Source organism: Actinoplanes sp. NPDC051475 (genome assembly GCF_040689425.1).
In the GTDB taxonomy this organism is placed as follows: domain Bacteria; phylum Actinomycetota; class Actinomycetes; order Mycobacteriales; family Micromonosporaceae; genus Actinoplanes.
Window position 1 is genome coordinate 292613 of sequence record NZ_JBFAZZ010000005.1, and the last position, 12472, is coordinate 305084.

Annotated in this window: 18 protein-coding genes; 7 read left to right on the top strand and 11 right to left on the bottom strand. The window is 72.6% G+C overall.

All coding sequences use genetic code 11. The features are described from left to right. Positions 1 to 38 precede the first annotated feature (38 nt). Positions 39 to 989 (bottom strand): helix-turn-helix domain-containing protein, encoded by a 951-nt coding sequence (locus AB0368_RS12985; RefSeq protein WP_366154032.1) that lies wholly within the window; start codon positions 987 to 989, stop codon positions 39 to 41. A gap of 239 nt (positions 990 to 1228) precedes the next feature. Between AB0368_RS12985 and AB0368_RS12990 the strand changes: the two genes are divergently transcribed. Next, entirely contained in the window at positions 1229 to 1918 is a 690-nt protein-coding gene (locus AB0368_RS12990) for a VOC family protein (RefSeq protein WP_366154033.1), read from the top strand. Here the strand turns inward: AB0368_RS12990 and AB0368_RS12995 are convergent. Beyond that, positions 1907 to 2242: a helix-turn-helix domain-containing protein gene (locus AB0368_RS12995; RefSeq protein ID WP_366154034.1), complete on the bottom strand. Its 336-nt coding sequence runs from the start codon at positions 2240 to 2242 to the stop codon at positions 1907 to 1909. The genes AB0368_RS12990 and AB0368_RS12995 overlap by 12 nt on opposite strands. A gap of 75 nt (positions 2243 to 2317) precedes the next feature. On the opposite strand from AB0368_RS12995, the gene AB0368_RS13000 reads away from it, so the two are divergent. Beyond that, positions 2318 to 3193: an alpha/beta hydrolase gene (locus AB0368_RS13000; protein ID WP_366154035.1), complete on the top strand. Its 876-nt coding sequence runs from the start codon at positions 2318 to 2320 to the stop codon at positions 3191 to 3193. On the opposite strand, the gene AB0368_RS13005 is transcribed toward AB0368_RS13000, so the two are convergent. The 3 genes from AB0368_RS13005 to AB0368_RS13015 all read right to left on the bottom strand — a co-directional run bounded on the left by AB0368_RS13005 (position 3108) and on the right by AB0368_RS13015 (position 4414). Beyond that, on the bottom strand, positions 3108 to 3569 hold the full coding sequence (locus AB0368_RS13005) for a VanZ family protein (RefSeq protein WP_366154036.1): 462 nt from the start codon (positions 3567 to 3569) through the stop codon (positions 3108 to 3110). The two genes, AB0368_RS13000 and AB0368_RS13005, sit on opposite strands and share 86 nt — an antisense overlap. Positions 3570 to 3614: 45 nt before the next feature. Continuing rightward, positions 3615 to 3950 carry a YnfA family protein gene (locus tag AB0368_RS13010; protein WP_366154037.1) on the bottom strand — a complete coding sequence of 112 codons (336 nt, stop codon included), beginning with the start codon at positions 3948 to 3950 and terminating at the stop codon, positions 3615 to 3617. 107 nt (positions 3951 to 4057) lie between these two features. After that, positions 4058 to 4414: an STAS domain-containing protein gene (locus tag AB0368_RS13015; RefSeq protein WP_366154038.1), complete on the bottom strand. Its 357-nt coding sequence runs from the start codon at positions 4412 to 4414 to the stop codon at positions 4058 to 4060. Between the two features lie 278 nt (positions 4415 to 4692). Here AB0368_RS13015 and AB0368_RS13020 point away from each other — a divergent pair, with 278 nt between their 5' ends. Then, positions 4693 to 5697 carry an AraC family transcriptional regulator gene (locus AB0368_RS13020; protein ID WP_366154039.1) on the top strand — a complete coding sequence of 335 codons (1005 nt, stop codon included), beginning with the start codon at positions 4693 to 4695 and terminating at the stop codon, positions 5695 to 5697. A 4-nt stretch (positions 5698 to 5701) separates the two neighbouring features. Here AB0368_RS13020 and AB0368_RS13025 read toward each other — a convergent pair whose 3' ends face one another. Further along, entirely contained in the window at positions 5702 to 6076 is a 375-nt protein-coding gene (locus tag AB0368_RS13025; protein WP_366154040.1) for a hypothetical protein, read from the bottom strand. Between the two features lie 253 nt (positions 6077 to 6329). Between AB0368_RS13025 and AB0368_RS13030 the strand changes: the two genes are divergently transcribed. Continuing rightward, positions 6330 to 6620 carry a hypothetical protein gene (locus tag AB0368_RS13030; protein WP_366154041.1) on the top strand — a complete coding sequence of 97 codons (291 nt, stop codon included), beginning with the start codon at positions 6330 to 6332 and terminating at the stop codon, positions 6618 to 6620. Between the two features lie 7 nt (positions 6621 to 6627). On the opposite strand, the gene AB0368_RS13035 is transcribed toward AB0368_RS13030, so the two are convergent. The 5 genes from AB0368_RS13035 to AB0368_RS13055 all read right to left on the bottom strand — a co-directional run bounded on the left by AB0368_RS13035 (position 6628) and on the right by AB0368_RS13055 (position 11145). Next, positions 6628 to 8106: a molybdopterin-dependent oxidoreductase gene (locus tag AB0368_RS13035; RefSeq protein WP_366154042.1), complete on the bottom strand. Its 1479-nt coding sequence runs from the start codon at positions 8104 to 8106 to the stop codon at positions 6628 to 6630. 3 nt (positions 8107 to 8109) lie between these two features. Continuing rightward, positions 8110 to 8751, bottom strand: a complete 642-nt coding sequence (locus AB0368_RS13040) for a fasciclin domain-containing protein (RefSeq protein WP_366154043.1) — start codon at positions 8749 to 8751, stop codon at positions 8110 to 8112. Positions 8752 to 8819: 68 nt separating this feature from the next. Continuing rightward, positions 8820 to 9569, bottom strand: a complete 750-nt coding sequence (locus tag AB0368_RS13045) for an anti-sigma factor (protein ID WP_366154044.1) — start codon at positions 9567 to 9569, stop codon at positions 8820 to 8822. Next, positions 9566 to 10174: a sigma-70 family RNA polymerase sigma factor gene (locus AB0368_RS13050; RefSeq protein ID WP_366154045.1), complete on the bottom strand. Its 609-nt coding sequence runs from the start codon at positions 10172 to 10174 to the stop codon at positions 9566 to 9568. The genes AB0368_RS13045 and AB0368_RS13050 overlap by 4 nt, the downstream gene beginning before the upstream one ends. Before the next feature lie 68 nt (positions 10175 to 10242). Next, the gene (locus AB0368_RS13055) at positions 10243 to 11145 is read right to left on the bottom strand and encodes a Gfo/Idh/MocA family oxidoreductase (protein ID WP_366154046.1); all 903 of its coding nucleotides are present in this window, start codon (positions 11143 to 11145) and stop codon (positions 10243 to 10245) included. A gap of 77 nt (positions 11146 to 11222) precedes the next feature. Here AB0368_RS13055 and AB0368_RS13060 point away from each other — a divergent pair, with 77 nt between their 5' ends. Genes AB0368_RS13060 through AB0368_RS13070 form a run of 3 tightly spaced genes read left to right on the top strand, consistent with a single transcriptional unit; the run spans position 11223 to position 12461 of the window. Continuing rightward, positions 11223 to 11588 carry a hypothetical protein gene (locus tag AB0368_RS13060; protein ID WP_366154185.1) on the top strand — a complete coding sequence of 122 codons (366 nt, stop codon included), beginning with the start codon at positions 11223 to 11225 and terminating at the stop codon, positions 11586 to 11588. Next, a complete protein-coding gene (locus AB0368_RS13065) occupies positions 11581 to 12012 on the top strand; it encodes a hypothetical protein (protein ID WP_366154047.1) in 432 nt (143 codons plus the stop codon). The genes AB0368_RS13060 and AB0368_RS13065 overlap by 8 nt, the downstream gene beginning before the upstream one ends. Beyond that, a complete protein-coding gene (locus tag AB0368_RS13070; protein ID WP_366154048.1) occupies positions 12009 to 12461 on the top strand; it encodes a MaoC family dehydratase in 453 nt (150 codons plus the stop codon). Before AB0368_RS13065 ends, AB0368_RS13070 begins: the two co-directional genes overlap by 4 nt. Positions 12462 to 12472 lie beyond the last annotated feature (11 nt).

Sequence of the window (12472 nt, forward strand, 5' to 3'; positions counted from 1 at the left end):
CTCGGCCGTGCGGTCGTTCAGTTCCTGCCGTACCTCCGTCAAGATCGGCGCGCTCGGAACGCGTGGCGGTACGCGTAGGGGCTCGTGCCCACGACCCGCTTGAACCGGTCGCGGAACGCCGTGGGCGACCCGAACCCGACCCGCGCCCCGATCCGGTCCACCCCGTCCGTGGTGGTCTCCAGCAGGTGCTGAGCCCGGCGGACCCGCGCCAGGTGCAGCCACTGCAGCGGTGTCGTCCCGGTCTGCTCGCGGAAGCGGCGGTTGAGCGTACGCGTGCTCATCCCCGCATGCGCCGCGATCCGGGCCATGGTCAGGTTCCGGCCGGCGTTCTCGTCGAGCCAGCGCAGCAGCGTCTCCATGCTGGAGCCGCGCGGCACCGGCGGCTGCTCCGGCACGATGAACTGTGCCTGGCCGCCCTCGCGTTCCAGCGGCATCACCGACAGGCGGGCGGCGTCCGCCGCGACCGCCGAGCCGTGGTCCCGCCGGATCATGTGCAGGCAGAGGTCGAGCCCGGCCGCCGCACCCGCGGACGTGAGCAGTTGTCCGTTGTCGACGTAAAGAACGCCCGGGTCGACCTCCACCTCGGGGAAGCGCTCGGCCAGCCGGGCGGCCGCCAGCCAGTGCGTCGTCGCACGCCGCCCGTCGAGCAGCCCGCTCGCGGCGAGAACGAACGCGCCCGCGCAGACGGAAGCGATCCGGGTGCCGCGCGCCGCGGCTGTCCGCAATTCGCTCAGAACTTTTTCCGGTACGGGCACAGCGACGTCCACGATTCCCGGGACGATGATCGTGTCCGCGACGCCGAGGATGTCGAGCCCGTGCCGAGGGCGCAGGACGAACGGCCCCGCGTCGATCTCGGTCCCGGGACCACAGACCCGGACGTCGTATGCGGGCGACCCGTCGGCGAGCCGGGTCCGGGCGAAGACCTCGAGCGGCGTGGCCAGGTCGAAGGCGACGACGCCGTCGAGGGCGAGGACGGCCACCATGTGCATGGCCGGACAGCGTAGCCCTCACCGTGGCGGGAATCCGTCGACCTGCAGCATTCTCGCCAATCTTGGCCAGTATCCGCGCCCCGCCGCCGACGCCCGGAATCGGGGGACTTCTGGTCGTTCGTCGGACCCCGGGCTCGGCCGGTCCGGCGGGAAATGAATCGATGAGCGGTACGGGTCGTTGAGCCTTGCGGTGGCGGCATTTCCGCCGGCGCCGACAGCTGCCCGATCAGGAGTCCGCCATGGCCAAGGAACGACCGGTGACCGCCGGTGGCACGACGGCGAACGACCGGGGCCGGCACCCTGCCGTGCCCCCGGCCCGTCCCGCGCCCACGGCCGGCACCCCGGGTCCCCGCCGCCCCGCCTCGGCAGGCCCGGCACAGACGAGCCCCGCCGACCCGCGCCCGATCCCCCCGCCCTTCCTGGCCCACCAGGAGGAGCCGTCCCCCGAGGACACCGCCGACGACGCGGCTGCGTCGCAGCCCGAAGCCGAGGTTGTCCCGGCTCCCCGCTCAGAAGTGCCCAAACGTGGCGTCGCCCGGGTTCCCTCACCGCGTCCGGTGCTGCCCGGCCTCCAGCTGCAGCCGATGGTCCACGTCGCGGAGATGGCGGACGCGGTGGCCTTCTACGAGCGGCTCGGCGGCGAGATCGTGCACGGCGACCGCGACGGCGAGTGGGTCCTGATGCAGGTCGGCACCGCCCAGATCGGGCTGGTCACCCGGCCGCCGGACCCGGCACACGGCGAGAGCACGGTCGAGCTCAACTTCTCCGCCACCATGCCGCTGGAGCGCCTCGAGAAGATGCTGCGAGACCGCGGTGTCACCGTCGTGCGGCTGGCTATGGACCCGGACCTCGGCGCCCGCCTGCACGTGGAGACCCCGGACGGCATGCCGGTCAAGATCCATCAGGTGGAGCCGGACCTACTGATCTGAGCCGGCGTGCAGCGCCCAGTGGCAGATCGCGGCGAGCGGTTCCTCCAGTGTCCGGCCCAGCGGCGTGAGCGCGTACTCGACGTGCTGCGGCGGCTCCTCCTTGAGCACCCGCCGGGAGACCAGGCCGTCCGCCTCCATGTCCCGCAGCGAGGACGTGAGCACCTTCTGGGTGATCCCCGGCAGCCGGCGGCGCAGGGCGGCCGGGCGGTGCGGCCCGTCCATCAGCGCGTAGACGAGCAGCACCCGCCACTTGGCGGCGAGCCGCGCCAGCGCCTGCCGGGTCACGCAGCTCTCCTCCAGCACGTCCGGGACGACCAGTGCCACCTTGACCCCCGTACGACGATGGGTACCGCGAAGTGCCTTCTGGCCAGCGCTCTGCGCCGAGCCTAACGTCGGTACGTGACTGAGATCCGTACCGAAGAAGTGACCTTCACCGCCGACGGCCTGACGCTGGCCGGGACCCTGCGCGGCGACGCCGCCGAGGCGGTCGTGCTGACCGGCCCGTTCACCGGCGTGAAGGATCAGGTCGTGGGCCGCTACGCCGAGGAGCTGGCCCGGCGCGGCTTCACGACGCTGGCCTTCGACCACCGCGGCTTCGGCGCCAGCGACGGCCGCCGCGCGCACGAGGACAGCCAGGGCAAACTTGCCGATCTGCGGGCCGCCGTGAGCCTGCTGGACCGCGACCGGGTGGCGGTGGTGGGCGTGTGCCTCGGCGCCGGCTACGCGGTGCGCGCGGCCGCGGCCGACCCCCGGGTACGCGCGGTCGCCGGCATCGCGGGCGCGTACAACAGCCCGGCCTGGTTCGCCCGCGACCCGATCGCCTACCGCCACGCGCTGCGCGGGTTCGTCGAGGCGTACGACGACTACCTGCCCGCGGTGGCGCCGGAGAACGGCCCGGCGGCGATGGGCGGCGACGAGCCGTGGGCCTACTACGGCACCGCCCGCGGCCACGCCGACCGGTGGGAGAACCGGGTCACCACGGGCTCCCTGCACTCCCTCATGACCTTCGACGCGCTGGGCGCGGCGCCGCTGCTGACCGAGACGCCGCTGCTGGTGGTGCATGGCCGCAAGGACGACTACTGCTCCCCGGAACTGGCCGAGGCGATGTACGCCGCCGCCCCGGGCGAGAAGGAGATCGAGTGGCTGGACGCCCGCGAGCACATCGACTTCTACGACGTGCCGCCGATCGTCACCCGGGCCGCCGAGGTGACCGCGGACTTCCTGCACAGACACCTGCGCGATGCGCCGCGGACGGCACCGCCAGCCGCAGGATGAGCAGCCCGGCCAGGGCCCCGGCGGTGTTGGCGATCAGGTCGTTCACGTCGATGGTGCGCCGGCTTCCCAGGGTGAGGCCGAGCACCAGCTGCACCGACTCGATCGCCGCGCTGGCCGTCAGCGCCCGCAGGCCGATCGCCCGCAGCCCGTCGGCCGCGGGCCACAGCAGCGGCAGCAGGACGCCGAACGGGATGAACATGATGACGTTCAGCGTGAAACTCGGCGCGTCCACGTCGCCGGGGATCCAGTGCACCATCGTCATGAACGGCTCACCGGCCCAGTACGACGCGGGGTGCACCCGGATCGGGAAGACCGTGATGGCGACGACCGCGGCGGCGTACAGGAGCAGGATTCCGACCGTCGCGCGCCGCCACATGATTCTTCAACGCTAGGACATCGCGGAAATCACGGTCGAGCGGCGTCAGGCGCCCCGGGGGGCGTACATGATGACGCCGACGCCGAGGAGGCACAGGGCGGCGCCGATCAGGTCCCAGCGGTCGGGCTTGAACCCGTCGAACAGCATCCCCCATCCGAGGGACCCGGCGACGAACACCCCGCCGTACGCGGCGAGGATCCGGCCGAAGTTCGCATCCGGCTGGAGCGTGGCGACGAAGCCGTATGCGCCGAGGGCGATCACGCCGGCGCCGGCCAGGAGCAGGCCCCGGTGCTCGCGGACGCCCTGCCAGACGAGCCAGGCCCCGCCGATCTCGGCAACGGCCGCGAGCAGGAACAACGCGACGGAACGCAGCATGGGCATGCGCCCATTCTGACCGATCGGCGCGACGGGCCGACGCGGCTCGGGGGCGGAGGCGGGCAGGACCGGGCAAATCCGGCTCGCGGGCGTCCTCCCGGGCCGCTGCGGCGTCAGCTCGGGCGCAGGCCCACCGAGGTACGGGAGTTCGGGGGCTCGGCGCAGCCCAGCAGCCCGACCAGGCCGGAGATCCAGAGCTGCCGGTAGACCGTGGGGCTCGGGTGGCTGACCACGAGCCGCACCCCGGAGGCGGCCGCGGCGTGGAAGCAGGCCACCAGGATGCCGATGCCGATACTGTCGATCAACATCACCCGTTGGAGGTCGAGGTCTATCCGGCCCGGCGTCTGCGAGGTCAGGACGTCGTTCACGGCGTCCCGCATGACGTGGGCGTTGTCGAGGTCGATCTCGCCGCTCGGGGCGATCTCGACCGTACCGTCGGCCAGCTGGCGAGTGGTGATCGGCAGATACACGGCTGCCCTCTTCCTGGCGTCGTGCGGGCGACGCCGAAACGTTCTGCGGACTCAGCTGCGCACCCAGCTACGCAGCCCGGTGCCTCACCCCGGCCCCGGTCGGACGTCCGCGTCCCAACAACTATCCGCTGGTCTGCAAGTTACGCCAGGTAGGCGCGGAACGCCAGAGTAGTTCATATGGCCGGAATGTGCTGGATCGGTCACCGGGCCCTCGCGGACATTGACGAGTCCCGACCCGGTCCGAATACTCACCGTATGCGCAGGGGTGGCCGTACGAGATGAGTGACGCTCACTTCAGGACAGTGACGCCATCGTCGGGATCCCGTGACACCGCGAGTTTCAGCACTGTCGACCTCGATGACACCCGCATCCTGCTGACCCGCTTCTACTACCCCCTGGCCGTCGGCGCGCCGGAGGGTGAGGAGGGTTTCGAGTTCCGTGCCGACGTGATCCAACTCGGACCTCTGACCGTCGGTCACCTGGGCTTCGGCGCCCCGGTGACCCTCGTCGCCCCCGAGCTGGACGCGTACCACGTGACCATGCCGACGACCGGCCGGGTGCACGCGAGGTACGCCGGCCGGGAGCTCACCGCCCACCCCGGGACGGCCGTGCTGTACGGCCCGGGCAAGCCGGTCTACAGCCTGCACACCGCGGGTTCCGCCGAGCTCGACGTGAAGATCGAGCGGCCGGCGCTGGAGGCGGAGCTGGCGACGCTGCTCGGCCGCCCGGTGCCCGGCCCGATCGACCTGCCGCCGCTCGTCGACCTCAGTTGCGGGCCGGCGCGCAGCTGGAACACGCTGGTCCGGATGCTGCGCGGCGAGATCGGCCACCCGGCGAGCCTGCTCCGGCAGCCGCTGATCGCCGAGCAGATGAGCCGCAGCGTCCTCAGTGGGCTGCTGCTCGCCGTCCCGCACCGCTACACCGAGGAGCTGACCGCTCCGGCTCCCGCCGGGCCGCCACGCGCCGTCCAGCGGGCCATAGACGCCATGCACGACGAGCCGGAGCGCCCGTTCACCGTCTCGGACCTCGCCCAGATCGCCGGCGTGAGCGTGCGGTCGCTGCAGGAGGGGTTCCGGCGCTACGTGAACTGCGCGCCGATGACATACCTGCTGCAGGTCCGCCTGGCCAGGGCGCACGAGGCGCTGCGCCGGCAGGATCCGGCCCGCACGACGGTGGCCGCGGTGGCACACCGGTGGGGCTTCGCGCATCTGGGGCGGTTCGCTTCGGCGTACCGGGCGCGTTTCGGGGTCTCCCCGTCGGAGACCCTGCGCCGCGGCGCCTAGCTGCTCACTCGCCGGGATCGCGACGCCGGCGCGGGCGCGGGAATTCCTCGATCCGAGTGGCCGGTCCGGCCGGGGCTCCGAAGAGGTTGCCGCGCGGCGGCACCCAGTCGCGCCACGGGCCGAGCCGCGGTGGCACCGCCGCGGCCACGCCGTCGCCCGCCCCCCGCAGCTCCCGCAGGTACGCGAGGACCCGGGCCGCCGCCGCACCCCCGTCCTCGGCCAGCAGGGCGATCAGCTCCTGCTCGGCACCGAGGTCCCGGTCGCGGGCGCGCAGCCGGGCGGCGAGCACCGCCAGCAGGCGAACCACCTCACCGGCATCGCGCTCGGCGTCGAAGGGGCCGCTCACCTCGTCCGGCTCTCGGCCATCGGGTCCGGCCACTGCCGGGCATCCCAGCATTCGCTCATGTCACTTCTCCTCGCCACGGCGTGCGCGGTCCCCGCCGGAACGCGCACACACATGACACCGCAGAAATGTATTCGTCCGGCTACACACCGTCCATCCGATGCGCGCGGCGGCTGTCCGAATCGCGCTCGCTTGGCCGCCACGCCATTGATCGCCCGCTTTCCGCCGAGCTTGCGGTGGGGCATGCTGGGTATGCATGCGCAGGGCAGACAGCCACCTTGGAGGACGCATGACCGACCAGAACCGGCCACCGCTCGAGGAGACGCCGGAAGTAGCCGACGCGATCGAGGACGACGTCGCGGTCGACGCGTTCGTCACGGGCGGCGGTCCCGACTCGGAGAATCCCCAGTTCCTGGCGCCGGGTCAGGAGCCCGTCATCCGCACCGGCGCCGACCAGCCGTGGGAGCCAGTCGACCTGGCCATGGCCAAGGGCTGGGATCCCACGCCGGCGAACATCGAGCGGGCCCGCAAGGAACTCGAACGCGACGGCGCCGCGGCGATCGAACGTACCGTTCCCTGAGGCCGGTTCAGTCCACGGTCGCGGTGATGGTGTGCCAGCCGGTGGCACCGTCCGGGAACGGGGTCGCCCGCTCCGCCGGCTGCACCGCACCGGTGCCGTCCGTCGCGCGTACGGCCAGCGTGTGCGGCCCCGGCGTGGCGGCCCATTCGTAGCGCCACTGCACCCACGTGTCCGAGGACGGTACGGGCAGCAGCTCCGCCTTCTGCCAGGGCCGGTCGTCGACGCGTACCTCGACGCCCCGGATGCCCCGGCCCTGCGCCCAGGCGACCCCGGCGACCGTCACCTTCCCGGCCCCGACGCGGGCGAAGGGCTGCGGCTTGTCGATCCGTGAGGCGGTCTTGACCGGCCCGCGCGCCGCCCAGCCGCGCCGCACCCAGTAGGCGTCGAAGGCCGCGAAGGTGGTGAGCTCCAGCTCGGTCAGCCACTTGCAGGCGCCGGCGTAGCCGTACAGGCCGGGGGTGAGCATGCGCACCGGGAAGCCGTGCTCGAGCGGGAGCGGCTCGCCGTTCATCCCGACGCAGAGCATGGCGTCGCGGCCGTCGAGGACCGTGGCGACCGGCGTACCGATGGTCATGCCCTCCACCGAACGGGCCACGAGCTGGTCCGCCGCCGGATCCACGCCGAGCTCCGCGAGCAGCGGTGCCAGCGGTACGCCCAGCCACCGGACCGTGCCGATGTACGGCCCGCCGACCTCGTTGGACACGCAGTTGAGGGTGATGTCCCGTTCGATCAGCGGCCGCCGGAGCAGGTCGTCGAAGGACAGCGTCAGCTCGCGGCGCACCTTGCCGTGGATCCGAAGCGACCAGGCGCCGACGTCGACCGTCGGCACGCTCAGGGCGGTGTCGACCCGGTACAGCTTGTCGGAGTAGAACCCGGGTGCGACCCCGCCGGGCAGGGGCCGGGCCGGGTCGGCGGCCGCGGGGAGGGCGATCGCCTCCCGTGATTTCGCGACGGCTCCCCCGCGTACCCGTTTGACGGTCTCCGCCGCACCGCCCGTGAGCACCGCGCCGCCCGTCACCAGTAGGGCCGTCCGCAGGAAGGCCCGCCGGTCCTGCGACGCGGACCGGGACCGCGACCACATCGTCAGCACACCGCCCGCGATCACCGCGCCGAGCAGCGACGGCACCGCGTCGAATCCGTTGGAGGCCGGGCGGGAGAGCGCCGCGGCCGCGCCGGCCAGCCCGAACACGGCCGCACCGGCGATCGCCACCGAGCGGCGCCGGGTAGTCAGTACGCCCACCACCGCGGTGAACAGGACCAGGACGAGCGCGATGCTGCCCAGCAGCACGGGCTTGTCGTACGTGCCGAGGGTCCGGACCGCGAACTCCTTGACCGGGGTGGGCGTCGCGTCGATGACCGCCCCGCCGACCGCGACCAGGGGTCCGGCCGCCGGCCGGGTGGCCGCCGCGAGCAGTTCGGCGGCGGCCAGCCCGAGGCCTGCGGAGAGGACGCCGATCAGCGCCGGTCGTACCGTACGCCGGAGCACGGCTCAGCTCTTCGGCATCAGGACGGAGTCGATGATGTAGACCGTCGCGTTCGCGGTCTGCACGTTGCCGCAGACCACCGAGGCCCCGCCGACCTTGAAGTCCATGCCGCTGCCGGTGACCTTGACCTCGTCACCCTCGAGCGTCTTGTGCGAGCCGGCCAGATCCGCGGGCGCGAGCTTCCCGGGCACCACGTGGTAGGTCAGGATGCTGGTCAGCGTCTTCTTGTCGGTCAGCACCTTCTTGAGATCCGCGGCCGGGATCTTGTCGAAGGCCGAGTTGGCCGGCGCGAAGACGGTGAGCTCCGGGGCGGTGTTGAGCGAGTCGACCAGCCCGGCCTTCTTGACCGCGCTGACCAGCGTGGACAGAACCGGGTTGCCGGAGGCGGCGGTGGCGACCGGCACCTGGGCCATGGCCGCGAAGCTGCCCGGGTCGGACGAGTCGGTCGGCACCGCGGAACAGCCGGCGCCGAAGTTGGTCATGGTGTCCATGGCCGGGGACGACGACATCATCGGCGCGGCCGACGTGGCCATCGGCGCGGCGGCGGCACCGGCGCTGTCCGACGTGGAGTCGTCACCGCCGCAGGCCGTCAGGGACGTGGTGAACAGGACGGCCGCGGCGACGGCGGTGAGCTGGGTGGCGCGCATTTTGTACCCCTCAGTAGTGGATGCTGGCTTCACTACTGATTCGCACCGGAATGCTCGCCGGATGGGTCTCAGGTGAGCTGAATCTTCGCCATCACGGCCGTTGGCGCCGGCGACCCGCCGGCCGGCTCGAGCGAAACGGCGAAGACGTCGTTACCGGGCACTCCGTCGAGCACGGCCACACCCGACTGCTCCCCCGGAGCCATGACACCGGGCGACACCGGGCTGGCGGTGCCACGAATCGTCCACATCTGAAAGGCCTGATCTGCCGCGGGAGCATGCGCGGACCTGATGGTCACCACGCTGGCCCGCTGCATCGCGGACGACGCCACGGTCACCCGGCCACCGCCGTTCATCGGCCCGGTCCGGACCACCAGGTCGGCGGCGGAGAGGACCGCCTGGGTGCGGGCCTCTCGCAGTTGCGCGGCCGCGGCGACCGCATTGCTGTCCCGCAACTTCTGCTCCTGGATCGCGTAGACGCTCGCGCCGGTGCCCGCCGCCAGGACCACCGCGGCGGCGGCCGCGATGGAATACCGCTGCCAGCGCGGAGTGCGCCGAGGGTCGCGCGGGGCGTCCGGCTCCACCGGCGGAGGGATCTGACGGGTACGCCCGATCGCGGCCATCACCTCGGCCCGCAACCGGGGCGGCGGCACGGACCAGGTGCTGTCGGCGAGCCGGGCCGAGGTCTCCCGAAGCTCGGCGACCTCGGCGCGGCACGTCTCGCACTCGGCGAGGTGGCGTTCGAAGGCGGCCCGTTCCAGGTCGTCGACGGCGTCGAGCGCGTAGGCACCGACCAAGGAGTGAACATCCGGCGAGCTCACGCGGTCACCTCCACACCCAGGCAGTCACGAAGCCGGATCAGCCCGTCGCGCATCCGGGTCTTGACCGTCGGCAGCGGCGTGCCGAGCAGATCGGCCACCTCCCGGTACGAGTGGCCCTGGTAGTACGCGAGCGTCACCGCCTGGCGCTGCAGCTCGGTGAGATCGTCCATGCACCGCCGCACCTGCTGGCGCTCGAGCCGGCCGGACACCTCGTCGACGACCTCGTCGTACGGGGTGTCGACGGACGCGGCGCCGACCCTCAGCGTGCGGTCGGCGGAGGCCTGCTCGGCCCGGACCCGGTCCACCGCCCGGTGATGCGCGATCGTGAACACCCACGCCGTGGCGGAACCGCGGGCCGCGTCGAAGCGGGCGGCCGTACGCCACACCTCGACCAGCACCTCCTGGGCGACCTCCTCGGCCTGGGCCGGATCGCGCAGGACGCGCCGGATCAGCCCGTACACCCGCGGCGCGACCAGGTCGTAGAGGCGCCCGAAGGCCGACTCGTCGCCCCGGGCGATCGCGCGCAGCAGGTCGCCGACGTCCGTGGGCGGCGCCGGCACCGCCGAGAGGTGGTCCGGCCGCCGCACAGCGCCGTGCTCCGTCATCGGTCCCGCCTTCCCGTCGCTCCCGGCATTCAACGCCGATTCGGAGCGGGCGGCTACGCGGATGGGTGTTACTGCTCGGCGAGCTTGACCGTACGGCCGTCGCTGACCGACTCGGCGGCGGCCGCGAGGATCTTGACGACCTCGGCCCCGAACCGTACGTCCAGCGCCGACGCCGGACCGCCGTTCGCCGCTCCGATCAGCGCGTCGATCGCCCGCCCGAACGCTTCCACGGGCAGCCACGGCACCGGCGGGACGTCCGCGACGCCGGACTCGCCGTACAGGGCGGCGACCTCGCGCTCAAGCTTGGCCGGGGCGTCGACCGACAGGGTCATCGTGCTGATCGCGCCGCCGGTGTGACGCATCAGGATGTGGGTCATGTCCCGGGCGCCGGACAGCGCGGTGACCTCGCTGACCGGGCCGAGCACGGGCAGCACCAGCGCGACCGCGTGCGGCCCGACGTCCCACAGGCCGCCGCTCTCCTTGCGCCAGGCCGACTCCCCGAACGGGTTGCCGGGCTGGAAGATCGAGCCGAGGTGGTCGATGCGCGCCTCCAGCCAGCCGCCGGTGGCCCGGGCCCGGTCCACGAACTCCTGGATCTGCGGCATGAAGCGCCGCGTGAAGAAGACCACGCTGGCGACGTCCTGCTCGGCCGCGGCGGCCACGATCTCGTCGGCGGCCGCCGCCGTGAACGCCACCGGCTTGTCGAGCAGCAGGTGCTTGCCGGCCCGGGCCGCCTTCAGCGCGATCTCCGCCTGCACGCCGGGCGGCAGCGCGACGGCGATCGCGTCCACGTCGGCGATCAGGGCGTCGACCTCCGCGTACGGCTTGGCCCCGAATTCTTCGGCGAGCGCCCCCGCCTTCTCGGCGTTGCGCCCCCAGACGCCGACGAACTCGACGTCGTCATGGGCCGCCAGCGCCGGCGCGTGCGCCTGATGGGCCCACGGCCCCGTGCCGAAAAGTCCGAACCGCATCGCCGTGCCGCCTTCCCCGCGCAGATCACCCGGCCGAAAGCTAACACGTCCGCGCTGATCAGTACGCTGTGCCGGTGATGAACGGCCCGCTCTCGATCGCCACGATCGTGGTGGCCCTCGCGCTGGGGGTCTGGTACCTGATCCGCACGGCCCTCGGCCGCGCCCCGAGCAACGCCGACCTGTGGGCCATGCTGGGCCTCGGCGCCCTGGTCGCGGTGCTGGTCGTCGTCGCGGTGGTGGGCCTCTTCGTCGGCGACCGGCCGACCGAGTGGACCACCTTCGTCGGCTACCTGATGACCACGATCGCCTTCGCCCCGGTGGCGGTCTACCTGGCCCGCCTGGAACCGACCCGGTGGGGCACCCTCATCCTCGGCGTCGCCGCTTTGGTGCTGCCGGTCCTGGTGCTGCGCCTGCAGCAGATCGCGGAGGTGACCGGTGGCTGAGCAGCCCACCCCGGCCCGGGCCCGCCCACGAGACGCCGCCATCGGCTCCGGCCTCGGCCGCGTCCTGCTGCTGGTGTACGGCATCTTCGCCCTCTCCGCGAGCGCCCGCGCCCTGGTCCAGATCTCGACCCACTTCTCCGAGGCCCCGCTGGCGTACCTCCTGTCGGCCTTCGCCGGCCTGGTCTACATCGCCGCCACGGTCGGCCTCGGGATCGGCGGCGCCCGCGGCCGCATGATCGCGCTGGTGAGCTGCTCGATCGAGCTCCTCGGCGTCCTCATCGTGGGCACCCTGAGCATCGCCGACGCGGTCGCCTTCCCCGACGACACGGTCTGGTCCCGCTACGGCAGCGGCTACGGCTACGTCCCGCTGGTGCTGCCGTTCATCGGCCTCTGGTGGCTGTGGCGCAACCGGCCGCACCCATGACGCGCTTCAGGGACCTCGACGACCTGCTCGGCCGGGACGAGCTCGGCACCAGCGACTGGCACCTGGTGGACCAGGCCCGCATAGACGGCTTCGCTGATGTCACCGGCGACCACCAGTGGATCCACGTGGACCGGGAACGAGCCCGCCGCGAGGGCCCCTTCGGCGCGACCATCGCCCACGGGGCACTGACGTTGTCGCTCTGCGTAACCTTCGTGACCGAAGTCGTCCAGGTCGCCGGCGTGACCTACGCGGCAAACGGTGGCTTCGACCGAGTCCGCTTCAAGGCCCCGGTCCGCGCAGGCTCCCGCCTGCGAGGCGTGGTCACCCTCCTCGATGCGCGCCGGATGCCGGGCGGGGCCCGCATCGTGACCCGGACCACCGCGGAGATCGAAGGCGAGAACCGCCCGGCCTGCGTGGCCGACCAGGTACTCGCCCTCTACACCGGATGACCCGGGACGTG